This window comes from Citromicrobium sp. JLT1363, from assembly GCF_000186705.1.
Taxonomy (GTDB): domain Bacteria; phylum Pseudomonadota; class Alphaproteobacteria; order Sphingomonadales; family Sphingomonadaceae; genus Alteriqipengyuania.
This window is the reverse complement of record NZ_AEUE01000008.1, coordinates 37,964-63,817: the sequence shown is the minus strand read 5'-3', so window position 1 is coordinate 63,817 and position 25,854 is coordinate 37,964. Positions and strand designations below refer to the sequence as shown.

At 66.8% G+C, this 25,854-nt stretch carries 25 protein-coding genes and 1 tRNA gene; 11 read left to right on the top strand and 15 right to left on the bottom strand.

Annotated elements, in window-relative coordinates; genetic code table 11:
- Positions 1-67 precede the first annotated feature (67 nt).
- The 3 genes from msrA to ADAD_RS0112950 all read left to right on the top strand — a co-directional run bounded on the left by msrA (position 68) and on the right by ADAD_RS0112950 (position 1,946).
- The gene (gene msrA, locus ADAD_RS0112960; RefSeq protein ID WP_033193387.1) at positions 68-622 is read left to right on the top strand and encodes a peptide-methionine (S)-S-oxide reductase MsrA; all 555 of its coding nucleotides are present in this window, start codon (positions 68-70) and stop codon (positions 620-622) included.
- 279 nt (positions 623-901) lie between these two features.
- Positions 902-1,339: an FKBP-type peptidyl-prolyl cis-trans isomerase gene (locus tag ADAD_RS0112955; RefSeq protein ID WP_010414524.1), complete on the top strand. Its 438-nt coding sequence runs from the start codon at positions 902-904 to the stop codon at positions 1,337-1,339.
- A 235-nt stretch (positions 1,340-1,574) separates the two neighbouring features.
- Positions 1,575-1,946, top strand: coding sequence for a hypothetical protein (locus ADAD_RS0112950; RefSeq protein WP_010414522.1), 372 nt, complete (start codon positions 1,575-1,577; stop codon positions 1,944-1,946).
- Positions 1,947-2,119: 173 nt separating this feature from the next.
- Here the strand turns inward: ADAD_RS0112950 and ADAD_RS0112945 are convergent, their stop codons facing one another.
- Complete coding sequence (locus ADAD_RS0112945; protein ID WP_010414520.1) at positions 2,120-3,379, bottom strand: RsmB/NOP family class I SAM-dependent RNA methyltransferase; 1,260 nt, start codon at positions 3,377-3,379, stop codon at positions 2,120-2,122.
- Here ADAD_RS0112945 and ADAD_RS15990 point away from each other — a divergent pair.
- Positions 3,378-3,584 carry a DUF1674 domain-containing protein gene (locus ADAD_RS15990; protein ID WP_010414519.1) on the top strand — a complete coding sequence of 69 codons (207 nt, stop codon included), beginning with the start codon at positions 3,378-3,380 and terminating at the stop codon, positions 3,582-3,584. The genes ADAD_RS0112945 and ADAD_RS15990 overlap by 2 nt on opposite strands.
- 16 nt (positions 3,585-3,600) lie before the next feature.
- On the opposite strand, the gene ADAD_RS0112935 is transcribed toward ADAD_RS15990, so the two are convergent.
- The 4 genes from ADAD_RS0112935 to ADAD_RS0112920 form a co-directional block, all read right to left on the bottom strand.
- A complete protein-coding gene (locus tag ADAD_RS0112935; RefSeq protein WP_010414516.1) occupies positions 3,601-4,992 on the bottom strand; it encodes a cytochrome P450 in 1,392 nt (463 codons plus the stop codon).
- A gap of 61 nt (positions 4,993-5,053) precedes the next feature.
- On the bottom strand, positions 5,054-6,076 hold the full coding sequence (hemH, locus tag ADAD_RS0112930) for a ferrochelatase (RefSeq protein ID WP_029140129.1): 1,023 nt from the start codon (positions 6,074-6,076) through the stop codon (positions 5,054-5,056).
- A gap of 67 nt (positions 6,077-6,143) precedes the next feature.
- A complete protein-coding gene (locus tag ADAD_RS0112925; RefSeq protein ID WP_029140128.1) occupies positions 6,144-8,414 on the bottom strand; it encodes a molybdopterin cofactor-binding domain-containing protein in 2,271 nt (756 codons plus the stop codon).
- Positions 8,411-9,394 carry an Mrp/NBP35 family ATP-binding protein gene (locus ADAD_RS0112920; RefSeq protein ID WP_010414509.1) on the bottom strand — a complete coding sequence of 328 codons (984 nt, stop codon included), beginning with the start codon at positions 9,392-9,394 and terminating at the stop codon, positions 8,411-8,413. The genes ADAD_RS0112925 and ADAD_RS0112920 overlap by 4 nt, the downstream gene beginning before the upstream one ends.
- A 116-nt stretch (positions 9,395-9,510) precedes the next feature.
- Here ADAD_RS0112920 and hflK point away from each other — a divergent pair, with 116 nt between their 5' ends.
- The 3 genes from hflK to ADAD_RS0112905 all read left to right on the top strand — a co-directional run bounded on the left by hflK (position 9,511) and on the right by ADAD_RS0112905 (position 13,211).
- Entirely contained in the window at positions 9,511-10,680 is a 1,170-nt protein-coding gene (gene hflK, locus ADAD_RS0112915) for a protease modulator HflK (RefSeq protein WP_010414507.1), read from the top strand.
- Positions 10,677-11,519: a protease modulator HflC gene (hflC, locus tag ADAD_RS0112910; protein ID WP_010414504.1), complete on the top strand. Its 843-nt coding sequence runs from the start codon at positions 10,677-10,679 to the stop codon at positions 11,517-11,519. Before hflK ends, hflC begins: the two co-directional genes overlap by 4 nt.
- Positions 11,520-11,687: 168 nt before the next feature.
- Positions 11,688-13,211 carry a Do family serine endopeptidase gene (locus ADAD_RS0112905; RefSeq protein ID WP_029140125.1) on the top strand — a complete coding sequence of 508 codons (1,524 nt, stop codon included), beginning with the start codon at positions 11,688-11,690 and terminating at the stop codon, positions 13,209-13,211.
- Positions 13,212-13,298: 87 nt separating this feature from the next.
- Here ADAD_RS0112905 and ADAD_RS0112900 read toward each other — a convergent pair whose 3' ends face one another.
- The 4 genes from ADAD_RS0112900 to ADAD_RS0112885 all read right to left on the bottom strand — a co-directional run bounded on the left by ADAD_RS0112900 (position 13,299) and on the right by ADAD_RS0112885 (position 17,232).
- Positions 13,299-15,509 carry a PBP1A family penicillin-binding protein gene (locus ADAD_RS0112900; RefSeq protein WP_010414499.1) on the bottom strand — a complete coding sequence of 737 codons (2,211 nt, stop codon included), beginning with the start codon at positions 15,507-15,509 and terminating at the stop codon, positions 13,299-13,301.
- 112 nt (positions 15,510-15,621) lie between these two features.
- Entirely contained in the window at positions 15,622-16,050 is a 429-nt protein-coding gene (gene msrB / locus ADAD_RS0112895) for a peptide-methionine (R)-S-oxide reductase MsrB (RefSeq protein WP_010414496.1), read from the bottom strand.
- Positions 16,051-16,113: 63 nt separating this feature from the next.
- Positions 16,114-16,785 carry a glutathione S-transferase family protein gene (locus tag ADAD_RS0112890; protein WP_010414493.1) on the bottom strand — a complete coding sequence of 224 codons (672 nt, stop codon included), beginning with the start codon at positions 16,783-16,785 and terminating at the stop codon, positions 16,114-16,116.
- Positions 16,786-16,854: 69 nt separating this feature from the next.
- On the bottom strand, positions 16,855-17,232 hold the full coding sequence (locus ADAD_RS0112885) for a hypothetical protein (protein ID WP_010414490.1): 378 nt from the start codon (positions 17,230-17,232) through the stop codon (positions 16,855-16,857).
- Positions 17,233-17,331: 99 nt separating this feature from the next.
- Between ADAD_RS0112885 and ADAD_RS0112880 the strand changes: the two genes are divergently transcribed.
- Positions 17,332-18,762, top strand: coding sequence for an NAD-dependent succinate-semialdehyde dehydrogenase (locus ADAD_RS0112880; protein WP_010414489.1), 1,431 nt, complete (start codon positions 17,332-17,334; stop codon positions 18,760-18,762).
- Between the two features lie 79 nt (positions 18,763-18,841).
- Here ADAD_RS0112880 and metW read toward each other — a convergent pair whose 3' ends face one another.
- Together metW and metX are read right to left on the bottom strand one after the other, a co-directional pair.
- On the bottom strand, positions 18,842-19,453 hold the full coding sequence (metW, locus tag ADAD_RS0112875) for a methionine biosynthesis protein MetW (RefSeq protein ID WP_010414487.1): 612 nt from the start codon (positions 19,451-19,453) through the stop codon (positions 18,842-18,844).
- Positions 19,450-20,553 (bottom strand): homoserine O-acetyltransferase MetX, encoded by a 1,104-nt coding sequence (gene metX, locus ADAD_RS0112870; protein WP_010414485.1) that lies wholly within the window; start codon positions 20,551-20,553, stop codon positions 19,450-19,452. Before metX ends, metW begins: the two co-directional genes overlap by 4 nt.
- A gap of 128 nt (positions 20,554-20,681) precedes the next feature.
- Between metX and hisC the strand changes: the two genes are divergently transcribed.
- A complete protein-coding gene (hisC, locus tag ADAD_RS0112865) occupies positions 20,682-21,776 on the top strand; it encodes a histidinol-phosphate transaminase (protein ID WP_010414483.1) in 1,095 nt (364 codons plus the stop codon).
- A gap of 35 nt (positions 21,777-21,811) precedes the next feature.
- Here hisC and ADAD_RS0112860 read toward each other — a convergent pair whose 3' ends face one another.
- Genes ADAD_RS0112860 through ftsE form a run of 4 tightly spaced genes read right to left on the bottom strand, consistent with a single transcriptional unit; the run spans position 21,812 to position 24,684 of the window.
- On the bottom strand, positions 21,812-22,483 hold the full coding sequence (locus ADAD_RS0112860; protein WP_010414481.1) for a lysophospholipid acyltransferase family protein: 672 nt from the start codon (positions 22,481-22,483) through the stop codon (positions 21,812-21,814).
- Positions 22,484-22,496: 13 nt separating this feature from the next.
- Complete coding sequence (locus ADAD_RS0112855; protein ID WP_010414479.1) at positions 22,497-23,027, bottom strand: YdcF family protein; 531 nt, start codon at positions 23,025-23,027, stop codon at positions 22,497-22,499.
- A complete protein-coding gene (locus tag ADAD_RS0112850; RefSeq protein ID WP_010414478.1) occupies positions 23,024-23,953 on the bottom strand; it encodes a cell division protein FtsX in 930 nt (309 codons plus the stop codon). Before ADAD_RS0112850 ends, ADAD_RS0112855 begins: the two co-directional genes overlap by 4 nt.
- Complete coding sequence (ftsE, locus tag ADAD_RS0112845; RefSeq protein ID WP_010414476.1) at positions 23,950-24,684, bottom strand: cell division ATP-binding protein FtsE; 735 nt, start codon at positions 24,682-24,684, stop codon at positions 23,950-23,952. Before ftsE ends, ADAD_RS0112850 begins: the two co-directional genes overlap by 4 nt.
- A 151-nt stretch (positions 24,685-24,835) precedes the next feature.
- On the opposite strand from ftsE, the gene ADAD_RS0112840 reads away from it, so the two are divergent.
- Positions 24,836-25,552, top strand: a complete 717-nt coding sequence (locus tag ADAD_RS0112840; protein WP_010414474.1) for a zinc-ribbon domain-containing protein — start codon at positions 24,836-24,838, stop codon at positions 25,550-25,552.
- A gap of 138 nt (positions 25,553-25,690) precedes the next feature.
- A tRNA-Leu gene (locus ADAD_RS0112835) sits at positions 25,691-25,777 on the top strand.
- Positions 25,778-25,854: the final 77 nt, after the last annotated feature.

Sequence of the window (25,854 nt, the reverse complement as noted above, 5' to 3'; positions counted from 1 at the left end):
GCACCAAGGTCGGGTGATGGCAATCGCGGCCACGCTTCCTATCTGCGGGCCAAAGGAGAACGACGATATGACCGAAACCGCGATTTTCGCAGGCGGCTGCTTCTGGTGTACCGAAGCCGTGATGAAGGACGTGATCGGCGTGGAAGGCGTCGAAAGCGGCTATATCGGTGGGGAGACCGAGAACCCGACCTACAAGCAGATCTGCACCGGCAAGACCGGCCATGCCGAGGCGGTGAAGGTCACCTACGATGCCGACACGATCAGCTATGCCGAACTGCTCGACATGTTTCTGGGCACGCACGACCCGACCCAGCTCAACCGGCAGGGCAACGACGTGGGCACGCAGTACCGCAGTGCGATCTTCCCGCTCGACGCGAAGCAGCAGGAAGAAGCCGAGGCCGCAATCGGCCGCTGGAACGCCGCCAATGGCGCGATGGCCGTAACCACGATCGAAGGCATGTCCGATGGGCAGCAAACCGCCACCTGGTATTCGGCGGAAGGCTATCATCAGGATTACTGGGACGGCGAAGGCCAGCGCAATCCCTATTGCCAGGCGACGATCCCGCCCAAGCTGATGAAGCTGCGCAAGAGCTTCCAGAAATACGTGAAGGACGACGCCTGAGTCCCTCGCCCTATTCCCACACCTGACACAGTGTCCAGGGGCCAAAAAACCACCGCCGGTTCGGACGTCGAAAAAGACGGGTCCGACCGGCGTTTTCGTATCGTGGCGCATGGCGTGGGCATGGCACGCCTGCGTGGCTGTAGGACAGCGCGTTTATAGGCGGATTCGAACTTCGGGGTTGCGCCTCGCGCGGATGGCCCCACGTTGGAGCGCATCGAATATTCCCGTGGCCGCAATATTACTGCCGCCCTCACCCCTCAGTCAGAGAGGAAATACCTTATGCCTACAGCCAAGAACGGCGACACCGTCGCCATCGATTTCGTGGTCAAGACCGAAGCCGGCCAGGTGGTCGGCAACACCGAGGAAAGCGGCCCGCAGGTCGTCACGCTCGGCAAGCAGGAAATCTTTCCGCAGATCGAAGCCGCGCTCGACGGCATGGAAGTCGGCGCCGTGCAGCAGGTCAAGATCGACAGCGACAACGCCTTCGGCCCGCGCCGCGAGGAACTGGTGATCGACGTGCCGCGCGAGAACCTGCCGCCCGAACCCGAACCGCAGCCGGGCATGCAGCTTTCCGCGCAGGGCCAGGACGGCCAGCCGATCCAGCTCGTCATCACCGAAGTGCACGACAACTCGGTCAAGGCCGACGGCAACCACCCGCTGGCAGGCGAAGACCTGACCTTCGGCGTGACGCTGGTCGAGATCAAGGAAGCCGCTTAACTCGCGCGAGCCTTGTGACGGGCCGCAGTTCGATGCGGCCTGAGGAAACGAGAAGCGGCCTCGGGCGAATGCCTGGAGGCCGTTTTTCTTTGGGGGGCTGCATTTGAAATTGATACTGGGACGTACGCGCGACGGTCTGACAAGAAAGAGATTTGGAGCAGCAGCTTCGGCCCCGTTGTGGACATCGCGTGACCGTGCTTTAGTTCATTCGATGTGAAGCACAGGTAGCAACGCGTTGAACTATCAAGATCAGAAGATTCGAGCGATTGTTCGGCTCACGTTGATTGCCTCGGTGCTCAGTGTTCTGTTGGCGCTCGCCGTAATCTATCCCGAGCGGACGGAAGGCATCGTCCGTCAACTTCCGCTCTCCAGAAACGGGAGCCAGTATGTCGTTTTGCTCGGCATATTGGGCACCATCGTGCCTATTTGCTGGGCAGTGCTGATTGGACTCATCTTCACCTCGCCCGAGCAGGAGGTGCGTTTCGTCCGCTGGACCCAACGATGGCGGAGGGCCCCCATACCCTTCGAGTCTATCGAGTTCGATACAGGCGACCCAGATTATCGCAAATCAGCGTGGCGCTATTTCGCAGACCGTCGCAACCGTTGACATGCTCTGTCTGTTTTCCGCCTAGTAGCAGACACTTCACTTCCGTCCGCCACCACGCCACGAGGACCACACCATCCCCCTCCCCCTCGACGAAGGTCGGGTGGGGGTGTGCCGAGGCCGGTGGCGCAGAGCCCCCACCCCCGACCCCTCCCCCAGGGGAGGGAGTTATGTGGCTAACTGTTGCGCCAGCGGGCGATGAAGAACCCGTCGAGGCCGCCGTGTTCGGGCAGCATTCCGGGGTCGGTGCGCACGGTTCCCTTTGAGGTGGGTGACAGGCCTGCGGGCAGTTCCTCCGCGCTGATCGGCTCGCGCGGGAGCCAGACTTTCTCCGCCTGCTCCTCCCCTTCCTCGCTCTCGAGCGAGCACACCGCATAGACCAGCGCGCCGCCGGGCGTGAGCCAGCCGCTCGCGCGCTCGATCAGGCGTGCCTGCACTTCGGCGAGGTCGGCGATCTGGCGCGGGCCGATGCGGTGGAGCACGTCGGGGTGACGGCGCGCGGTCCCCGTGGCGGTGCACGGCGCGTCGATCAGGATCGCGTCGAAGGGCGCCTCAGGCTCCCACTTGAAGGCATCGGCGGCGATTACCTCGGCTTCCAGCCCGGTACGCTTGAGGTTTTCCTCGAGCAGCTTCAGCCGCTTGGCCGAGATATCGAGCGCGGTGACCTGCCACCCCTGCGTCGCCAGTTGCAGCGTCTTGCCGCCGGGCGCGGCGCACAGGTCGAGCACGCGCCTGCCCTGACCGTCGCCCAGCAGGCGCGCGGGAAGCGACGCGGCAAGGTCCTGCACCCACCATGCGCCATCCTCGAACCCTTCGAGCCCGTGCACCGCCTGCCCGCGCGAGAGGCGCAGGTGGCTGGGCATCAGGCTGTCCGCGCCCAGCTTCACCGCCCATTCGGGGGTGTGCGAGGGATCGCGCAGCGTCAGGTCGAGAGGCGGCGGTTCGGCGAGGCCGGCGGCGATGGCACCGGCGCGCTCCCCCCACCTTCCCGCCACAGCGGGCGGCAATGTGGGCGCGCCGGGCAGTTCGACACCGCGTTTTGCGAGCGCGCCGAACACGCCGTGCGCCAGCCGCTTGGGCCCGCCCGACAGCAGCGGCAGCGCGGTCGCGACCACCGCGTGCGGCGGCGTGTCGAGCCGCAGCCATTGCGCCAGCATCAGCCGCAGCACCGTGCGCGGCTTGGCATCTTCCGGCAGGTTTTCGCGGGTCGCGCTGTCGATCAGCGCGTCGAAATCGACCAGCCAGCGCAGGGTTTCCGCTGCGATTGCGCGCGCCAGCCCCGCATCGGGGGCGGGCAGTCCGTGGAGCGCTGCCGTCTCGTTCTGCTCCAGCGTTTCGCCCCGGCGCAGCACGCCATCGAGCATGCGCAGCGCCGCGCGGCGGGCTGGCAGGCCGGGCACGTCGGCCCCGCCTTTGGGCTTACCGGCTTTAGTCATGCTTGAAACCGGGTGCGAACAGGATCATTTCTCTCATATGAAACGCGCTACCGAACGCCCGCAAGACTTCAAGAAGCCTGCGCACTGGAGCGACGATCCCGCGCCGCAGCCCGAGCCCATCGATGCCAGCGAGGACGACCCCAAGGGCCTCAGCCCCACGCGTTATGGCGACTGGGTGAAGGACGGGATCGCCATCGATTTCTGACGCCTAGGACAGCGCTCTAGGCCAGCGGCTTCAGCACGATCTGCAAGCCATCCCTGGGCTGCGGGATCGGCCATGCCTGCCAGTCGGGCGCGTAGCCTTCCGCCACCTCGACCCGGTAGCGGGTCAGCAGGTGCGCCATCATGATCTTCACCTGCATGTAGGCGAAGTGGAGGCCCAGGCACATGTGCGCCCCGCCGCCGAAGGGCACCCACGCATATTTGTGCCGCGCCTTTTCCGCCTCGCGCGTGAAGCGCATCGGATCGAACTTTTCCGGGTTATCCCAGATTTCCGGGTCGTTGTGGACGAAAGTGGGGTTCACGCCCACCGGCGTGCCCGCCGGTATGCGGTATCCGTGGAATTCGAATTCCTCCAGCGCGCGGCGCGGGATGGAGGGAACGGGCGGCATCATCCGCAGCGCTTCCTTGAAGGCCATCTCGGTCAGCTCGGCCCTGGCCAGATCCTCGTACCCCAGCGCGCGCCCTTCCCCGCCGGTGATCGCGCGCAGTTCCTCGCGCAGCTTGTCCTGCCATTCGGGGTTCGTGGCGAGGTAATAGACCAGCGACGTGGCGGACGAGGTAATCGTGTCGTGCGCGGCCATCATCAGGAAGTTCATGTGGTCGACCACCTCGTCGACCGGCAGCAGCTCGCCGTCGTCGCGGGTCGCGGTGGCGAACTGGCTGAACATGTCCTGCCCGCCGCCTTCGGCCCGGCGGCGTTCGGTCTCGCGGGTGAAATACTCGACCAGATATTTCCGCCCGTCGGTGCCCTTCTTCATCTTGGTGAAGGGCAGCGAATGGCGGATCGGCGCGACCGAGGCCTGGACCATGTCCACGAAGGCCTGGTTCACCTTGTCCGCTTCCTCGCCGAAGGGAATGCCGATGAAGCTGTCCGCCGCAAGATCGAGCGTGAGCTGCTTGATCGCGGGGTAGAACTTCATGGGGCCCGCACCCCATTCCTCCATCCGGTCGGCGATGCCGCGGTTGAGGCTGCCGACGTAGTGGCGCATCGGCTCTGGCTTGAAGGCGATCGACAGCGCCTTGCGGTCGGCCCGGTGATGGTCGAAATCCATCAGCATCAGCCCACGCGGGAACAGCTTGTCGAGGATCGGGCCCCAGCCCTGCTCGCTGGAAAAGATCTTCTTGCGGTCGAACAGCACCAGTTCGTTCGCGTCCGCGCCGATCAGCGCCACGGTCGTCCCGCCGAAGGCATTGTTGCGGTAAACGCGCCCGTATTTCTCGACCATCGCCTTGGTAAAGGCGGGCGGATCGGCCAGCATCCTGAAGGTGTTGCCTACGACGGGCAGGCCCGTTTCGCCCGGAATGTGCGAGAGGTCCGAAGGGCTCGGATTATCCTCTTTCCAGTGCGTCGGGCGCTCGGTTGCGGGCTGATGGGCGGCAAGCGTGGCCATGGGGTGTCCTCTCTCCTTATTGACCCCAATGTAAGTTATTTTCCGAGCCGAATCCAGCCGCTCAAATCCACCCCGCACATTCGCGCTTCAGCAGCGCTTCGAGCATCGCCAGCCCGGCGTCGGACGTGTTGAGGCAGGAAAGCGCCGCGAACTGCTCCCCGCCTGCATCGGTGAACTGTTCGCGCCCCTGGATCGCCAGTTCCTCCAGCGTTTCGAGGCAGTCGGCGGAAAAGCCGGGCGCGACGATGGCGAGCCGCTTCGTGCCGCCCCGCGCCTCTTCCTCCAGCACGGCGTCGGTTGCCGGCTCCAGCCACTTGGCAGGGCCGAAGCGCGACTGGAAGCTGGTGCGAAAGCGCAGGCCCGGTCTGGCCAGCTTCGCTTCCAGCAGCCGCGCGGTCTTCTGGCAGTGGCAGTGGTAGGGATCGCCCAGCTGCAGTGTGCGCGCGGGCATGCCGTGAAAGCTCATCAGCAGCAGCTCGGGATCGAAATCCAGCGTGCCGAGCTGGCGGTCGATATCGGCAGCCAAAGCGTCGATATAGAGCGGGTCGTCATGATAGGGCGGCAGCGTGCGCAAGCTCGGCTGCCAGCGCTGCGCGGCGAGCCACTCGTTCACCTTGTCGACCACGGTCGCGGTCGTCGCCGCGCAATATTGCGGATAGAGCGGCGCCAGCAGGATACGCTCGCACCCTGACTCCTGCAGGGCATTCAGCTGGTCGGGGATCGAAGGCGCGCCGTAACGCATCGCCCAGTCGACCTGCACCGCATCGCCGAAGGCGCGCTGCATCGCTTCGGCCTGCGCCTTCGTGATCGCGGCGAGCGGAGAGCCTTCGTCGCTCCACACCTTGCTGTAGGCCTCGGCCGATTTGGCGGGTCGCGTATTCAGGATGATCCCTCGCAGGATCGGCTGCCAGGCGATCTGCGGTATCTCGATCACGCGCTTGTCGGACAGGAACTCGCCCAGATAGCGCTTCACCGCCTTAGCCGTGGGCGCCTCCGGCGTGCCGAGATTGACGAGCAGGACACCCACCTTGCCCGAACGCACGGGGGGATGTTCTTCGGGAAGCTGTTGTTCTTGCCAGGTCATGCGCTGCGCCATGCCCGTATGGCAGGCTTCGTCAAGATGACCATGATGGGCAGCCCCCTGCCGAGGGTCACTGCCCGGATGCCGCGTCGAGCGGCAATCTGCGCGAGCGCTGCCCCGTCGCGGAGGCCAGCGCGTTGGCAATGGCGGGCGCGGCGACCACGGTCCCAAGCTCGCCCGGGTCGAACGGATCGGCACTGCTGCCCACGAAATCGATCGCGATCTCCGGGCTGTCGGCAAGCGTGGGCAGGTTGAGCGAGGCGAGGCGACTGGCAGTCGGCAGGCCACGCCGGAAGCCGATGGCCGAACCGAGCGCGAGCGACATGCCATATACCAGCCCGCCCTCGATCTGCTGGCGGGCAAGATCGCGATTGACGATTCGCCCGATATCGGCGGCCACGCTCAGCCGGGTGACGCGCACCCCGCCCTCGCCCCGGCTGGCCTGCGCGACGCAGGCGACACGGCCCGTGCGATTGCCCAGCTGCATGCGGTGGCAGGCGAGGCCCTGCCCGCTGGCAATCTCTCCGCCACTCCACTCGGCAAGCCGCGCGGCGCGTTGCAGCACCTCGACCATGCGCAGGTCCTGCCCCAGCATGGCGATGCGATACGAGAGTTTCTCGCGTCCCAGCGCCTCGGCCAGTTCGTCGATGAAGCATTCGGTGAAAAAGGCGGTGATCGCATCGCCGCCGCCACGCATGCGGGCGACCGGCAGGCCGATTGCAACCGGCACGTGATCCACCGCCAGATTGGGGATCGCATAAGGTGGGACCGCACCGGAGACTGCAAGCGGATCGCTCTCGCCCCGCGTATTCTCGCGCGCGGCCCAGGTGGTGCGATTTTCGAACAGGCGGGCGCCCTGTTCGCGCATGAAGGGCGGGATCGCGATTCGGCTGGTCAACGCGATGATGCTGCCATCGCGCCCCAGCCGGGCGGAAAGCTCGGCCGCGGCGGGGGCACGCGGCGGGCTGGCGACCATTTCCTGCCAGCGCGACCAGACCAGCTGTACCGGACGGCCCAGCTCGCGCGCGATCACCGCAGCCTCGATCGCGTGCGTATGATCCAGCCGCGCATCGAAACTTCCCCCTGCGGCCATGGGCACGAGGACGACATTCTCCACGCCGATGCCGATCGCCCGCGCCGCCGCGACCCGCGCACGCTCGGGCGCCTGGCTCGCCATCCACAGGGTCAGCTTGCCATCCTCGAGCCAGGCGGTCGCCGATGCCGTTTCCAGCGGGGCGTGGACCGCGGGCGCGATGTCGTAGCGGCGGGCAAGCGTGGGCTCTCCGTCCAGCACTTCGCCCGCGCCGACCAGCACGACCCGCTCGGCCCCGCCCTCCTCGAGACCTTCGGAGAGCGCCTTTGCAATTCCGTCGCTGTCGACCGGTGCGCCCGTGACGAACACCGGTTTCATAGCCTGCAGAGCCTTTTCGGCGGCCCACCAGGTTTCGCCCGCCGCCGCGAGCCAGCGATTGCCCTCCACGATGCCGACCAGCCCGCGCACCTTCGCAGCCGCCGCCGCGTCGTATCGCTTCAGCCGCGCGCGATCGACCGGGCCGTGGCGGATCGCCACATGGACCAGGCCCGGCAGGCGCACGTCGCCAGCAAACAGGAAGCTGCCATCGACCTTGGCCGGCAGATCGACCCGGGGAAAGGCAGTCTCGGCGGTGGTGCCCGCCCCGCGCGGCGGCTCGGCAGGCGGTTCGCTGCTGAGCGGCGCAATGTCGGGCGGATCGCGCCGGGCCGCGCCTTCGGCCAGCTCCGCGAAGCGCAGGCGGCGTTCCCCGGCAAGCACGAAGCCGTCGGCGGCCCTGCATTCCTCCGGGGAGACGCCCCAGCGCGCGGCGGCTTCCGCGATCAGCATGGCGCGCGCGGTGGCCGCCGCCTCGCGCGCCGGGCCTTCGTAGGCGGCAAGCGTGGTTCCGGCGGCGGTGGCGTTGAACCGCGTGCGTTCGGCGAAGCGGCGGGCAAGCAGCGAATCCTCGCTGCCCGCGATGTCCGCACCGCCTGCCATCCAAAGCTGGGCCCAGTGGGCGGCGAGCGGCGCATTGGGGTAGGCGCCCGTGGGCGGGGCCGGTTCGACCGCGATCTGGCGCCAGTCCGCGCCGAGCTCCATCGCCACGATCTGCGGCAGCAGCGTGGTGACGCCCTGCCCCATCTCGCATTGCGGCACCGCGACCGTCACCACCCCGTCGGCGGCGATCTTCAGCCAGGCGTTGAAGCCGGCCTCACCCTCGGTCGGGGCCAGCGGCGCGCCGAAGCGCTGGGGCATGAGGACGAAGGCAATGGCAAGGCCACCGCCCGCCGCCGCGCCCGCCAGCACCCCCCGCCGCGAGATTTTCATGCGGCGCCGGTCCTCAGCGCTTCAGAAATTCTGTCCGCGATGGCGCGGTAGGCCGCCCCTTCGGGCGTGTCGCCCAGTGCGATGGGCGTGCCCGCATCGCTCGCCTCGCGGATCGCCAGGCTGAGCGGGATGCGCCCCAGAAACGGCAGGTCGAGCCGCCCGGCCGCACGTTCCACGCCGCCACTGCCGAAGGGATCGCTCGCCTCGCCGCAATGCGGGCAGACGTAGCCCGCCATGTTCTCGATCAGTCCCAGGATCGGCACCTCGCCCTGGTCGAACAGAGAGCCCGCGCGGGCCGCATCGGCCAGCGCCAGGTCCTGCGGGGTAGAGACGATCACCGCGCCATCGGGGCGGAATTTCTGCAGCATCGTGATCTGCACATCGCCCGTGCCCGGCGGCAGATCGACCAGCAGCAGCTCCGCATCGCCCCAGTTCGCCTCGAACAATTGCGCGAGCGCGCGCCCCGCCATCGGCCCGCGCCACGCGAGCGCGCGGCCCTTGTTCACCAGGTGCCCCATCGACAGCATCGGAATATCCGCCGCGCCGACGACGGGCTGCAGCGTCTCGCCCTCGGCCTCGGGCTTCATGTCCTCGCTCTTGAGCAGGATCGGCTGCGAGGGGCCGTAGATATCGGCGTCGATCACGCCGACCTTCACGCCCGCACGTTTCAGCGCAACCGCGAGATTGGCGGTGACGGTGGACTTGCCCACGCCGCCCTTGCCAGAACCGATGGCAACGATTCGCCGCTTCACGCGCTCGCCCATGAAGGCGACCGCGATCGTCTTGCCATTGGCGAGGTCGTTCAGGGCTTCCTTCAGCTCCGCCTCGGCCGCGCCGCGCGCCGCCGCGTCCAGCCCGGTGCCTTCGACAACCAGCGAGATCGCGCCCTCGCGCACCCGCACCGCTGCCACCCGATCCCCAAGGCCGGGGCGCAGCGCCGCCCTCACCTTGCCAACGTCCAGTGTTTCTTCCTGTGTCACGCGAGCGTCAATAACAGCAAAAATGCGCGGGCAACCCCTGTTTTTCGTTGCGCGGGGTACCTATAACGGCAGGCATGAGAATCTTGGACGGGTTTCACTCGAAAATTGGGCTGGCCATGGCCGGCAAGAATCCCTGGGGCGGTTCATCCGGTGGCTCATCGGACGATGGCGACGGTTCCGACCGTCCCGAGGGCGACAAGGGCGCAGGCAAGGGCGGAGACAGGGGCAACAAGCCCTCCGGCCCGCGCAACCCATGGCTGCCGCAGGGCGGCGACCGGCGCGGGGATGGCGAACGGCGCTCTGCCTCGATAGAGGATATCTTCAAGAACCGCGGCCCCGAAGGCCCGCGCCGCCGGCCCGGCGGCGGCGGCCCGGGCGGCCCGAATTTCCGTTTCCCGGACCGTCCCGGTGGCAAGAGCTGGGTGCCGGTGATCATTGCGATCGTCGCGATCATCTGGCTTGCCGTCACCATGACCCATCAGGTCGGCCCGCGCGAGCAGGGCATGGTGACATGGCTGGGCGGCAAATATTCGCGCACGCTGCAGCCGGGCATCAACTTCACCGCGCCGTGGCCGATCCAGATCGTCGACATCGAGAACGTCAGCGAAATTCGCCAGAACGCCATCGGCGAAGGCGGGGAAAACCTGATCCTGACCGGCGACCAGAACCTGGTCGACCTGTCCTACCTCGTGCGCTGGAACATCAAGGACCTCGTCCAGTTCCGCTTCGCGCTCGCCGAGCCGGAAGAAACGCTGACCGAGGTGGCCGAATCGGCGGTGCGTGCCGCCGTGGCCGAGACCGAGCTGGACACGGTCCTTTCGGGTGAAGGGCGCGAAACCGTCGAGACGCGCGTGCGCCAGCGGATGCAGACGCTGCTGGACGCCTATGGTGCCGGGATCGCGGTGCAGGGTGTCGAGATCGCCCGGACCGAGGCTCCGCAACAGGTGATCGAGGCGTTCAACGACGTGCTCGCCGCCCGGCAGGACCGGGAGCGTAACCTGAACGAGGCACGCCGCTACGAACAGCAGCTTCTGGCGCAGGCGCAGGGTAGCGCGGCCGAGTTCAACGAGATTTACGAACAGTACCGGCTCGCGCCCGAAGTGACGCGGCGCAGGCTCTATTACGAAACCATGGAGAGCGTGCTGTCGACCACCGACAAGACCATCGTCGAAACCGATAGCGGCGTGACCCCCTATCTGCCGCTGCCCGAAATCCGCCGCCGCGCGCAGGCGCAGCCGGCACCGGCAACGGCGCCCTCGGGCGACAATGCGGGAGGCAGCCAATGAGCCGTATCTGGAACGACTACAAGGGCGCCGTGATCGCGGTGCTGGCGCTGATCGTCATCCTGCTGATGAGCGTGGTGATCGTGCCCGAAACCCATCAGGCCGTGGTAATCCGCACGGGTGAGCCCGTGCGCGTGGCGAACAATTTCGATCCCGACGAACGCTATGGCCAGACCGGCTCCGGCATGATCCTGCGCATCCCGATTCTCGAGCGGGTGCAGCTGGTCGACAAGCGCATCCTCGATCTGGACATGGAGGGCGAAACCGTCCTCTCCAACGATCAGCAGCGTCTGGAAGTGAACGCCTATGCGCGGATGCGGATTTTCGATCCGGTCCTGTTCGTGGAGGCCGCGGGGACGGAAGAGCAGCTGCGCAACCAGCTTGAACCGATCCTCACCTCCGTGCTGCGGCAGGAGCTTGGCCGGCGGACCTTCGCCAGCCTGCTGACGCCCGAACGTGGCAACGCAATGACCAATATCCGCAACGCGCTCGACCGGCAGGCTCGCCAGTACGGGGCGCAGGTGCTCGACGTGCGGATCAAGCGCGCCGACCTGCCGCAGGGTACGCCGCTGCAGGCCGCCTTCACCCGGATGCAGTCGGACCGACAGGAAGAAGCCGAGACGATCCGTGCGGGCGGCCGCCGCGATGCACAGATCATCCGCGCCGAAGCCGACGCGGAAGCTGCGCAGATCTATGCCGAAGCCTTCAACAAGGACCCGGAATTCTACGATTTCTACCGCGCGATGCAGAGTTACCGCACCACGTTCATGAACGACAACGCCGAAAGCTCGGTGATCCTGTCGCCCGACAATGAATATCTGCGGCAGTTCCGCGGGCGGTGAGACCCGCTCGTCGAGCGCTGTGGCCACTCGGCAGAGCGGCCCGGGCTCGTTCAATCGCGATTAAGCGCCCGCCCCCTTCAGTCGGCGCGGGATAAAGAACGGCTTTCCGCGCATTGATTGCGCGAGCGGGGCCGAGACAAGAAGAGGAACAAGAAGGACGTGAGACCCGTGCGATATGCTTATGGCCTGACTTCGGCGCTGCTCATCGGTGGCGCGACCATCTCCCTGGTGACCGGCCAGCCCGCTGGCGCGCAGGTCGCCCAGAACGACGACAGCCGGATCCAGACCACGGTGCCGCGCGCCGGGGCACCTGCCAGCTTCGCCGACCTGACCGAACAGCTCGCCCCGGCGGTGGTGAACATCTCCACCCGCCAGCGGGTCGAGGTGCAGAGCGCCAACCCCTTCGCGGGCACGCCCTTCGAAGGCCTGTTCGGCGATCGCGGCGGCGGCGGCCAGCCGACCACGCGCGAAGGCCAGTCGCTCGGCTCCGGCTTCATCATCTCGGCCGACGGATATGTCGTCACGAACAATCACGTGGTTACGCCGCAGGGCAACGGCACGGTTGAAGAGATCACCGTGACCATGCCCGACGGCGCGGAATACGAGGCGGAGCTGGTCGGCAAGGATGCCGATTCCGACCTCGCCGTGCTCAAGATCAGCCGCCGCGAGGCCTTCCCCTTCGTGAAGTTCGGCGATTCCGCTTCGGCGCGCGCGGGTGACTGGGTGGTTGCGATCGGCAATCCCTTCGGCCTCGGCGGCACGGTGACCAGCGGGATCATTTCCTCCGTGCTGCGCACCGCCGGTGCCGGTGCCTACGACCGCTTCATCCAGACCGACGCCGCGATCAACCGCGGCAACTCCGGCGGCCCGCTGTTCGACATGCAGGGCAACGTCATCGGCATCAACAACGCCATCCTGTCGCCTTCGGGCGGCAGCGTGGGCGTCGGCTTCGCCATTCCCGCAGACACCGCCGCGCCGATCGTGGAACGGCTGCGCCGGGGCGAGACCATCGAACGCGGCTATCTGGGCGTGGGCATCGGCCCCGTGACGGACGATTTCGCCGCCGCACTCGGCCTGCCGCGCAACCGTGGCGAGGTGGTGCAGTCGGTCGTCGACGACGAAGCGGCGGCACGTGCCGGTATCGAACCGGGCGATGTCGTGGTTGCGGTCAACGGGCGTGACGTCACGCCCGACCAGACGCTGTCCTTCCTCGTCGCCAACGTGAAGCCGGGCACCACCATTCCCATCACGCTGATCCGCGACGGCAAGCGCCGCACGGTCAATGTGACGGTCGGCACCCGGCCCAGCGCGGAAGAGCTGCGCGAATCGCAGATGTTCAGCGAGGACGATGCGGAAGACCAGATGAACGCGCCGCTCGACGGGAACGAGTTCCTCGCGCAGAAGCTCGGCCTTGGCGCGGTCGCCATCAACCCGGCGATTGCCCGCCAGCTGGGCGTTTCGGCGGATACGCGCGGTCTTGCGATTGCGGCGGTGAACCCGAATTCGGACGCCGCGCGCAAGGGCATCCAGCGCCGCGACATCATCCTTTCCGCCAACTACCAGACCGTGACCTCGACCGAGCAGCTCGAAAGCATCGTGCGCGAGGCGGAAGAGGAAGGCCGCGAGGCGATCGTACTGCGCATCCAGCGCATTCGCGGGCCCGCAGGCTACGTGGCCGTGCGCATCCAGTAAGCGGCCAGGCCCCATCGGAAAAAAGGCCCCGTCGGAGCGATCCGGCGGGGCCTTTTTCTTGTCGGTGCCGGATGGTGCCAGCCCTGGCTAGTAGATCTGTTCGCGCTGCTGGGGCGGCAGGGCCGGCGCCTCTCCCCGGCCCGGCTGGGCCGGTTGCGGCGATGGCCGTGGCTGGGGGGGCTGTTGCTGCTGGGGCGGCTGGTTGCGGGCGCCCTGCCCGCCCTGGTTGCCGCCGCCGATTGCACGGTCGAGGAAGTCGTCGTCCACCGCCTGCGGCTCTCCATCGGCACCTTCGCCCGGCTGCGGCCGGGGCCGCTCGGTCACGCCTTCGCTCGCCGGGCCAGCTTCGCCCGCGCCGCGGCCCGGTTCGATCAGGTTGCCCTGTTCGTCGATGAAGTAATAATCGTCCGGGTCGCCGTAGTAGAATTCCTCGTCCGGTTCGATCTGCCATTCGGGCAGGTCGGTATCGGTGTTGAAAGGCTCCACCGGCCGATCCTTCACCGCAAAGCGCATGAAGGCGGCGAAGGCCTGGGCAGGCGCGCGCCCGCCCGACAGGCCGGAGACCGCCTTGTTATCGTCGCGCCCCATCCACACGCCGGTGGTGATGCCGGATGAGAAGCCGACGAAGTATCCGTCCTTGTTCGAACTGGTGGTGCCGGTCTTGCCTGCAACCGGGCGTCCGATCTGCGCGGCGCTGCCCGTGCCGGTCTGCACGGCGGCCTGCAGCAGGTCGGTCATCTGCGTGGCGACGTAATCCGGAACCAGGCGGACCTCGCGCGACTGTTCGTGCTGGTAGAGCGTTTCGCCCCCGGTCGTGGTCACCTTGACGATCCCGTAAGGCTCGACCGCCATTCCGCCTGCCGACACGGCAGCAAAGGCGCGTGTCATGTCCAGCAGGCGCACGGTCGAACTGCCCAGCACCATCGAGGGGAAGGTGGAAATTTCCGAGGTAATGCCGAAGCGTCGCGCCATCGAAGCGACCGTGCCGAAGCCCACTTCGTTGCCCAGCTGTGCGGCCACGGTGTTGACCGAATAGGCGAAGGCCTGCCGCACCGTCATTTCGCCGGCGAAACGGCCGTTGTAGTTGCGGGGGCTCCAGTCGCCGATGGTGATCGGCGCATCGACCACCGTGTCATCGACGCGGTAGCCCGATTCCAGCGCGGCAAGGTAGACGAACAGTTTCCAGGCCGATCCCGGCTGGCGCTGCGCCACCGTGGCGCGGTTGAAATTGCTGGTCACGTAATCCGTCCCGCCGACCAGCGCCCGGATTGCTCCGTCCCGGTCCAGCGCGACCAGCGCGCCCTGCGCCCCCTCCGGCGCGTTGGACTTGATCGCAGCGGTTGCCGCGCCCTGCATTCCGATATCGATGGTGGTCCACACCTCGATCGGCTCCAGCGTGTTGGGCAGCAGGATATCGAGCTGGGGCAAGGCCCAGTCGGTGAAATAGCGGACAGAGTTCTGTCCGGTCTCTTCCTTCAGCTTCACCGCCGACGGATCGACCGAGGCCTGTTCGGCGGTGATGCGGCCCTGTTCGCGCATCAGCCGCAGCACCACCTGCGCGCGGCCCACGGCGGCGTCGACATCGGCAGTGGGGGAGTAGCGGCTGGGCGCCTTGACCAGCCCCGCGATGATCGCGGCCTCGGCAGTCGAAAGCTCGGTCGCGGGGTGGCTGAAGAACTTGCGGCTTGCGCTGTCCACGCCATAGGCGCCGCCGCCGAAATAGACCTTGTTGAGGTACAGTTCGAGGATCTGCTCCTTGTCGAACTTCGCCTCCAGCGCCAGCGCCAGCACGGCTTCGCGCAGCTTGCGGTCGATCGTGCGGTTGGAGTTGAGGAAGACGTTGCGCGCCAATTGCTGCGTAATGGTCGAGGTCCCGGCAACACGCGCGCGCGAACCCATGATCGGTTCCAGGAACGCGCCGCCGGTGCGCCAGATATCGACCCCGAAGTGCGAATAGAAACGGCGATCCTCCACCGCGATCATCGCCTGCTTCATGACGGCCGGAATTTCTTCCTTGTCCAGCCATTCGCCGTAGCTCGGCCCGAGCTCCACGATTTCGCTGCCATCCGCCGCGCGCACGACGATGGTCTGCGCGGTCTGCGCGGCTTTCAGCTCTTCGTAAGAGGGGAGCGACCGCGCCGCGAAGGCCACCGCCAGCAGCAGGAACAGAACCGCGAGCGCGGCGAGCCCGCCCGCCCACATGATCGTCAGGCGGAGCCAGCGAGGTGTCTTTTCCCACGTTTCGGCTCCGGGAAACCGGCTTCCCCGTTGCTTGCGCGCGGTGCGAATTCTCGCCATCTAAATGCTCTCATCCCGGCCTGCGGCGCATGCCTGCGCCCTTGAAGAGTGCCGCTATGCATAGGCCAAGCTCAATGGCGAATGAACGACATTTTTTCGCCTTAATTCGCGATCAGTTCCCCGCCGGCAACTGCCCCGCCGCTTCGAATTCGAGTGCGACGGAATTGATGCAGTAGCGAAGTCCCGTGGGCTTCGGACCATCGGGGAAGACGTGGCCCAGATGGCTCTCGCACTTGGCGCAGAGGACTTCGGTACGGGTCATGCCGTGGGAGACATCCTCCCTGGTCTGGACCGCGGTACCATCGGCAGGCGCATAAAAGCTCGGCCAGCCCGATCCGCTGTCGTATTTCTGTTCGCTGTCGAAAACCAGGTTTCCGCAGGCGGCGCAGTGATACTCGCCGTCGTCCTTCAGCTTGTCGTACGCACCGGTAAAGGCGCGTTCGGTGCCGCCCTCGCGCAGAACATGGAACTGCTCGCGGCTCAGCCGCTCACGCCATTGGTCCTCTGTCAGGTCGAGCTTGTCGGTTGTGGAATCGGTCATAGGGGCTCCTTCATGGAATCGATATGGCCCTCGCGCGGATCGGTTCCAGCCCGAAGGATCCACTCAATCGTCGAGCTGGGCGTAATGCGCGGGCGGCTGGATCACGTCCATCTTGTCCGCCAGCAGCGGGCCGAAGCTGGGGCGGCTCTTGAACGCGGCATACCAGTCGCGCGTGGGCTGATGGTCCTTCCAGTCGATCCCGCCCAGATAATCGGCGACCGAAAGCTGCGCGGCAGCCGCAATGTCGGCCAGGCTCATCTGCGGCCCGGCAAGCCAGGCGCGGTGGTCAAGCAGCCAGTCGAGATAGTCGAGATGCGCGTGCGCCAGCTTCATCGCCTCGCGCAGGATCCGCGAATCGGGCGGCTCGCGCGTGACGAGGCGCTTCTTCATGCGTTCGTGCATCATCGGCATGGTCACATCGCCGAACAGGTTTTCCTCGAACAGCGCGACCAGCCGCCGGATTTCCGCCCGGTTCAGCGCCGATCCGTTGATCATCGGCGCCTTGTCGACCGTCTCTTCGAAATATTCGCAGATCGCGGTCGAATCATTGAGGACGATGCCCTTCTCGGTTTCTTCCAGCACGGGCACGCGGCCTGCGTGGTTCATGTCGAAGAAGTCGTCGTCCGCCTTCCACGGGTCGAGCCGCTGCAGGCCGAAGGGCACGCCCTTTTCGCGCAGCAGGATGCGTACCTTGCGGCTGAACGGGCAGAGAGGAAACTGGTGGAGGGTCCACATGCAAAGCGCAGATGGGGCATAGCTTCGCGCAAATCCAGATGCTTGCGACGAAAGCTTCGGCAGACCGCCCTAAATGCCGGACGCCTCCAGCAGCATCAGGCACGGCGGCATGATCTGCTCCAGCGATCCTTCCTCGACAATGCTGACCGCCTGTGCGTTCAGCTGCGCGGCAATCGCCTCCCGATCGAGCTTGGATTCATCCATGACCTGCGCGCTGGCCCGGACGAAGAATTCGCGCCCGCGCTCGCCCAGCGGAGGATATTGCAGCGCCGCCTCGTCCCCGAGGCGCTGGCGTTCGGCAATCAGCGCGAAGGCCGCCGAACAGCGGATGGCCCCCTGCTGGTTTGCAGGCAGCGGGGCGACCTCCTTCACCTGCTCCGCGGGTGCGGCAGTACCGGAGGCGGGCTGGAGGGCGACAAAAACGAACGGCAGGAGGTTGGCGATCATGGCCAAGGCCTATACCTGATGGCGGCGTGTGTCGCGCCTCCTTTCTGGGAAGCGCGGCAGGAAACAGGACGAAGTGTTGCATAACAGGAGCTTGCCCCGATGATTGACCATACCTCCCTCCACCTGCTGATCGGCGGCGAGACAATTTCCGGCGGTGGCCGCGAAACGCAGGACGTGATCGACCCCGCCACGGCCGAAGTGCTGGGCGCCCTGCCCCATGCCACGAAGGACGATCTGGATCAGGCGCTGGCCAATGCCGAAAGCGGCTTCCAGGAATGGCGCAGGACCAGCGCGGACAAGCGTGCCGCAGCGCTCAACAAGGCAGCAGCGCTCCTGCGCGAGCGCGCCAGCGACATCGGCCAGCTGCTGACCAAGGAACAGGGCAAGCCGGTGCGCGAAGCGATCGGCGAAGTGGTTTACTGCGCGATGCTGCTGGAATTCTACGCCGGCGAGGCGAAGCGCACCTATGGCCGCGAACTGGTTCGCCCCGCAGGCCAGGCCGCCCGGGTCATCTATGTGCCCGTCGGCCCGATTGCCGGTTTTGCGGCATGGAACTTCCCCGCGATCAACGTGGTGCGCAAGGTCGGCGGCGCGATTGCCGCCGGCTGCTCCGTCATCGTCAAACCGTCCGAGGAAACGCCTGCTGCGGGCATCGCGCTGGTGCAGGCGCTGCTGGATGGCGGTGTTCCAGGCAATGTGTGCCAGTGCGTGTTCGGCGTGCCGGACGAGGTCAGCCGCCACCTGCTCGCCAGCCCCGTCATCCGCAAGGTCACCTTCACCGGCTCCACCGCAGTGGGCAAGCACCTGGTGAAGCTCGCGGCGGACGATCTCAAAGTCACGACCATGGAACTGGGCGGCCATGCCCCGGTGATGGTGTTCAAGGACAGCGATGTGGACACCGTGCTCGATACGATGGTGGGCGCCGCCTACCGCAATGCCGGGCAGGTCTGCGTCAGCCCCACGCGCTTCCTGGTGGAGGAAGACCTGTTCCCCGCCTTCCGCGACGGCTTTGTCGAACGGGCGAAGGCAATCGCGGTCGGTAACGGGTTCGACAAGGACACCCGCATGGGCCCGATGGCGAACGAACGCGGGCCGGAAGGGCTCGCCAAGAAGATCGCCGATGCCAAGAACCACGGCGCCAAGCTGGACACCGGAGGCGAGCGGATCGGCAACCAGGGTTTCTTCTTCGAGCCTACCGTCCTCTCCGAAGTGCCGACCGAGGCGGAAATCATGAACGAGGAGCCGTTCGGTCCCATCGCGCTCATCAACCCGATGGCGGGCGCGGACGCGATCATCGAGGAAGCGAACCGCCTGCCCTATGGCCTCGCCGCCTATGCGTGGACCAACGATCCGGTTCTGCGCAGCCGCCTTGCCGCCGATGTGGAAGCGGGAATGCTCGCGATCAACGGCGCCAATGTAAGCGCCCCGGATGCGCCCTTCGGGGGCGTGAAATGGTCCGGCTTCGGGCGTGAGGACGGGGCCGAAGGCGTCATGCACTGCATGGTCGCCAAGACCATCCACGAAGGCTGATCGACACGGGGCGGAAGAGTTCGGCTTTTCCGCCCCGTCACCAGCGGGCGAAAGCGCGCAAAGGTCCTGTCGCCGCCGCCTAGCGCCCGACGAGGAACAGCGCGAATTCGGCCCGCAGGTTGGCCCCGCGCTTGCGAATCGTGTGCCCCTTGGCGAAGTGCCACTCGCGCTCAATCCGGGCCCCGCGTTCGGCTACCAGCGCGCGAAAATCGACCACCGTCAGATTGCGGATGTTGCCCGTCGCATGCCAGGTTTCAGGCAGGGCGGGCGTCACCGGCATGCGTCCGCCCAGCCCCAGGGCAACCCGCATGCGCCAGTGGGCAAAGTTCGGGAAGCTGACGAAGGCGGACCGGCCGACGCGCAAAAGCTCGTCGAGAACCTCGGCGGGACGATCCACCATCTGGATGGTCTGCCCCAGGATCGCGTAGTCGAACGCATCGTCGGGGTAATGGACGAGATCGCGCTCCGCATCGCCCTGCACGACGGAGAGCCCGCGCGCGACACAGGTTGCCACCCGCTCCGGATCGATCTCCAGCCCGCGCGCGTCGACCTGCTTGTGCGCGGCCAGCGCGGCCAGCAAGGTACCCTCGCCGCAGCCGATATCGAGCACCCGCGCACCCTCGGGGATGACCGAGGCGATGGCGGCAAGATCGGGGCGCAGATCGGCCAGCGCGGTGCTGTGCGGCTTCATGTCAGAAAACCCCGAACCACCTCGTCCAGCCCCGGCGTCTCCAGCAGGAAGCCGTCGTGACCGAAGGGGGAGGACAGCTCGACGAAGCTGACCGGCGCACCGGCCGCGTTGAGCGCGCGCACCAGATGCTGGCTTTCCGCCGTGGGATAGAGCCAGTCGGTATCGAAACTGACGATGCAGAAGCGCGCGCTGGACCCCGCGAAGGCGTCGGCCAGCCGGCCGCCATGTTCCTCGGCAAGATCGAAATAGTCCATCGCGCGGGTGATATAGAGGTAGGAATTGGCATCGAAGCGCCGGGTGAAGCCACTGCCTTGGTAGCGCAGATAGCTCTCCACCTGGAAGTCCGCGTCGAACCCGAAGGACTTCTCGCCCGGCTTGCCGTCACCCTTCGCCTGCAGGCGGCGACCGAACTTCTCGGTCAGTCCTTTTTCGGAAAGATAGGTGATGTGCGCCGCCATCCGCGCCACGGCGAGGCCTGCATCGGGATGCGCACCGCCGTAATAGTCGCCGCCGTTCCAGTTGGCATCGGCCATGATCGCCTGCCGTCCGACTTCGTGGAAGGCGATGTTCTGGGCGGACTGGCGCGCCGCGCTCGCCAGCACCAGCACGCGTTCGGCGCGGTCGGGGAAATCGGATGCGAAGGCCAGCGCCTGCATCCCGCCCATGGAGCCGCCGACGACAGCGTGAACCCGATCGATCCCCAATTCGTCCAGCATCCGGGCAAAGGCGCGCACCATGTCGTGGATCGTCACGACCGGGAAGCTCTGCGCGTAGCGCGTGCCATCGGGCCTCTCGCTGGCCGGGCCGGTCGACCCCAGGCACCCGCCGATCACGTTGGCACAGATGACGCACAGCCGGTCCGTGTCGATCGGCTTTCCGGGGCCGACCATCCGGTCCCACCAGCCGGGACGACCGGTGCCGGGGTGCGGGCTCGCGGCGAACTGGTCGCCGGTCAGCGCATGGAAGATCACCACGACATTGCTGCCGTCCGCCGCCCGCTTCCCGTATTCCTGGTAAGCAATGGTGACGGGCGAGAGCACCGCACCGCTATCCAGCGGCAGCGGATCGGGCAGCGTGAGGGCGGTCGCGGGGTCTTGCATCTCGACCTGCCTGAAAGAGCAAAAACAGTCCTTCGACAACCTCAAGGCTAACGGTTAGGGGAATTTCTCCTGTAATCTGCCCGTGCCGAGCCAGGCGAAGCACGGATTCCCAGTCTGCGAACCCGCCCATGAAATCGACCGTCCCCCAGCCCAAACCCTACATCCTCGACATCGCGCCCTATGTGCCCGGCAAGTCGAAAAGCGCCGATGGGCGCGCGCTGGTGAAGCTCTCCGCCAACGAGAATCCGCTCGGCACCAGCGAGTCGGCGCGGGCCGCGCTTGGCGAGGCGCACGATATGGCCACCTATCCAGATCCGGACAGCACCGCGCTGCGCGCCGCGCTGGGCGAGTTGCACGCGATAGACCCGGCGCGGATCGTGTGCGGCACGGGTTCAGACGAATTGCTCAACCTCGCCGCGCAGGCCTTTGCGGGCGCGGGAGACGAGGTGCTGATGCCGCGCTTCTCCTTTTCCGTCTATCCGATCGCGGCGCGGCGGGTGGGCGCGACACCGGTAGAGGCGGAGACGGCAGACTTCGGCGCGGACGTGGATGCGCTGCTGGCCGCCGTGACCGAGCGGACGCGGGTTGTGTTCATCGCCAATCCCAACAATCCGACGGGCACCTACCTGCCGCACGCCGAGATCGCGCGCCTGCATGAAGGCTTGCCAGGTGACGTGCTGCTGGTTCTCGACCAGGCCTATGCCGAATACCTGCCAGACGAAGGCGCGCCGGGCCTCGCGCTGGCGGGCGCAGCGCACAACCTTCTGGTGACGCGGACCTTTTCCAAGATCTTCGGCCTTGCCTCGACCCGCGTCGGCTGGGCGACGGGTGCGCCAACGCTGATCGATGCACTCAACCGCATTCGCGGGCCGTTCAACGTGGCCGGCGCATCGCAGGCTGCGGCGCTGGCGGCGCTGGGCGACAGGGATTTCGTGACCCGCTCGCGCGAGGAGAACCGGCGCGTGCGGCAGATGTTCGTGGAGCGGCTGGCCAAGCTCGGCAATCGCGGCGTCTCGACGGTGCCGAGCGAGGCGAACTTCGTGCTCGTGCGGTTCCGCGACCAGCCCACGGCGGAACGCGTGCGCGATGCCATCGCCGACGCCGGCTATGCCGTGCGCCACCTGCCCGGGCAGGGCCTGGGCGAGGCGCTGCGGATCACCATCGGGCGTGAGGACCAGATGGACGAGGTGGGCAAGGCCATCGAGGCAGCGCTGCTGCAGTAGGCTGCGCAGGCGGCTGGGGCCCTCCGAAAAACCGATCACCCGTTGATCGCGTTGATCCCTTCGCGCACGCGGCGTTCCACTTCAGCGCGGTCGAGCCCGGGCGGTATGGCATTGCCGAACCGGTAGGTGATCTGCCCGCGCCGCTTGATCGACCCGCGATAGAGCGGCCCGCTGTTCACCGCGACCGGCACCACCGGCAGGTCCAGCAGCTTGTAGAGGCCCGCGAAGCCGGACACGATGGCACCCTCCTGCCCGTGCGGCGTGCGCGTGCCTTCAGGGAAGATCAGGAACGGTCTGCCCTCTTCCTTCGCTGCCTTCGCCGCGCGCATCAGATCGCGCAGCGCCTTGGCGCCTTCGCTTCGGGCCACCGGGATGATGCCGTAATTCTTCGCCGCCGAACCCCATAGCGGCAGCGCCAGCAGCTCCTGCTTGGCGAAGATCACCGGTTCGCCAAATACGCAGGGTGCGTCGATCGCTTCGAAGAAGCTCTCGTGCCGCATGGCGTAGAGCGCCGGGCCGTGGATCGGCGCGCCTTCCTGGATCACCCGGATGCGCAGCAGATGCCGCACGCACCAGCGATGCCACGCACTCCATGCGTTGGCGAGGCGGCGCATCGCCGGTCCTCGCTGGAAGGGAACCAGAACCAGCAGCACCAGGGTGCCGGCATAGAACAGGGCATAGAAGGCAAGGCTGCGGAGCATGTTCATGTCAGCGACCGGCTCAGGTAAAGAGGGGCCCGACCGTGCGGCTCACCAGCCACTTGTGGTATTCGACGAACAGCAGCCACAGGCTCGGTTCGCTGCGCACCGCATCCTCCACCAGCCTCACATCGGACGGCAGTTCGCGGCGCAGTTCCACCGCGGCGCGGCGCATGTGCCAGTCGCTGGTGACGAGGCGCAGGCTCTTGAAATTGTTTTCCAGCGCCCACTCGGTCGTTTCCTCGGCATTGCCGCGCGTATCGGTGGCCGCGAAACCCAGCGTGACGCAGCACGCCATCACATCGTCGGGCACTTCGAACTCAGCCGCGAACTCCGCCGGGGTCACTTCCGGATCGACCCCGGTGACGAGCAGCCTATCCGCGCTGTCGGACTGCACGACCTCGAGCCCGCGGCCGATCCGGCCGGCAAAGCCCGTGGGCACGGTGACAGCATCGGTCCGCTCCATGGGCGCCGGGCCGGGCAGCCAGCCGGAAAACCAGATGAAGCCGAGCAGCCACGCCACTACGACAAGAAGACCGGTACGCCAGATCACAGCATTCTCCTGACGGCGGAAAGGACGGTAAAGCGCGCGGTTGCCACCGCGAGCACCACGCCCAGAACGGGGATCAGCGCGATCAGGATCCAGTCGAGCCAGTCGAGCCCGCCGCCGCCGATCATGCCGCTGTCGAGCGCGGCGAACTGATAGCCGAGGCCGAGCACGGCGGCGAGGCCCAGCAGCAGCCCCACACCGCCGCCGATCACCGAATCGCGCAAAATTGCGCGCTGAAACAGCTGGGCGATCTGGCCGTCCGTCCCGCCGAGCAGGTGGACGATCTCGATCGTCTCGCGATTATTGCCCAGCGCGCTGCGCGCCGCGAGGAACACCGCCGCAGCACTCGTCACCGCCAGCAGCAGGACCAGCGCCAGCGCCACGTATTGCAGCGAGGTCAGCGCACTGAAGACGGGTTGCAACCAGTCCGACTGCGCATCGACCCGCGCATCCGGGGCCACCTGGAGGATCCGCTGGCGCAGGCGTTCGATCGCCGCATCGTCCGCGCGCCCTTCCAGCCGCACGTCGATCAGCGCGGGCACGGGCACGGTTTCCGCATCGCCCGATTCGCCGAGCCAGGGTTCCAGCAAGGCATCGAGTTCGTCCTGCGGAATCTGGCGGCTTTGTTCCATCATCGGCATGGCCTGCAGGGCTTCCTGCGCTGCCTGGGCCTGCTCCGCACGGGTGGCGGGGTCCGCCTGGAGGATCTGGACCGTCGCCCCGCCCGACAGTTCGGACCGCGCATCGCCCGCCAGATTGCCGAGCGAGAGCCCCGCCCCCGCAGCAAGCACGGTAAGCGCGACCATGATGGCGAGCACCCACGGCATCGGCCCGGCCAGCCGCGCCTGCGGGATCAGCGCCTGCGCCTTGGCACCTTCGAAGCTATGCTGGCCGCTGCGCGCGGCGTCGGTGACGGGCGGCGTGCTCATCGCGTGCCCCCCGCGTGGACGGGCCTGCGCGGCGGATAGCGCAGCGCGCCGGTCGGGTCCGCCAGGCGCCCCTTGTCGAGCCGCATGATCGTGGAACTGCGCACGTTCTGCAGCAGATGCACGTCGTGGGTCGCCACGATCACGGTGGTTCCCAGCCGGTTGAGCGATTCGAACAGCCGCATCAGCTTCAGCGCCATTTCCGGGTCGACATTGCCGGTCGGCTCGTCCGCCAGCAGCATGTCCGGCCGCCCGATCACCGCGCGCGCGATGGCGACGCGCTGCTTCTCGCCCCCCGACAGCGTTTCCGGCTTCGCTTCGGCGCGATGGGCCAGCCCCACCCATTCGAGCATGTCGGACACGGGCTGAACCAGTTCGCTTTCGTCCACGCCCGCGATCCGGAGCGGCAAGGCCACATTGTCGAATGCGGAGAGATGCTCGACCAGGCGGAAGTCCTGGAACACCACCCCCAGCCGCCGCCGGAAACCCGGCAGGCGGGAACGCGGCAGGGTGATCACATCGCTGCCGAACATGCGGATGATCCCGCGTGAGGGGCGCTGAGAGAGGTAGAGCAGCTTGAGCAGGCTGGTCTTGCCGGCACCGCTGGCGCCGGTCAGGAAGTAGAAGCTTCCCGGCCACAGCGAGAAGCTGACGTCCGTCAGGATTTCCTTGCCGGTGCCGTAACGCAGGCCGACATTGTCGAAGAACGCGACTTCCCCGTCACCTCCCGACATGGTGCTGCCTCATGCTTGTCCGACCCGTCCCGTGGTTAACACGTAGCGGGATATAGGGTGCATCGAGTGTGGACAAAAGGCGCAAAACCTGCCCGTCCACTGACGGGGCGCTTGCCTAGCAATGCTTGCCGGGCGTAATGGCTTTGTCACTATGATCCTCGTCTGCCCAGCCTGCGACACGCGCTACGCCGTGCCCGACAGCGCCATCGGCGCGGATGGCCGCACCGTGCGCTGCGCGCGTTGCCGGCACAGCTGGTTCCAGGAAGGCAGCGAGCTGGACCTGGAAACGCTGGAAAGGGAAGGCACGGCGAAGACCGAAGCTGCCCCGCGCGAACCCCAGCCGTGGCACGATGTCCCGCCGATCGGCAATTCCGACGAGCGCGATGCGGTATCGCGCGACGACCGCTCGCAGTTCTCGGCCGAGCCGCCGTTCAAGCCGCGGCGCAATCCGGTGAAGATGTGGAGCATGGCGGCAAGCCTGTTCGCGGTGATTTCCGTGGGGACGATCGCGGCGGTCAGCTATGCCGGCCTGCCCGACTGGGTGCCCGTCAGCCGGCCGACCTTTGCCATGAACGAGCCCGATCTGGTGCTCGAATTCCCGGCCAGCCAGCAGGACCGGCGCACGCTGCCCGATGGCAGCGAGTATTTCGGCGTCGCGGGCGAGATCAAGAATGTCGGACGCGAAACCAAGGCGGTGCCGCCGGTGCTGATCGTCCTGTACGACGAGCGCAACCGCAAGGTGTACAACTGGGAAATCCTTCCGCGTCAGGGCCGGTTGCAGCCGGGCGAGACGCTGAGCATCAACGAAGCGATCACCGATCTGCCCAAATCCGCGAAATTCGCGGAGATCGGCTGGAGCCCGTCCTGAGCACTCTGCCGGGCGGCGTGTAAAACCCTGCGCAAATGCGCTTGCGAGGTGCGTGCACCCCTGCTAGGGCGCCGCTTCCTCACGGGGCGTCCCAAGCGGAACGCCCTGAATGCAGGCCCTGAAAAGCGGGCCATGTGTGCGGTCGTGGCGGAACTGGTAGACGCGCAACGTTGAGGTCGTTGTGGCCGCAAGGCCGTGGAAGTTCGAGTCTTCTCGACCGCACCAAAACTCTCATATCCATGGGCCTTACGGGGCCGCTCGAAGGTTCGCGGCCTTAACAATAGGCGAACTGCGGACCTTTT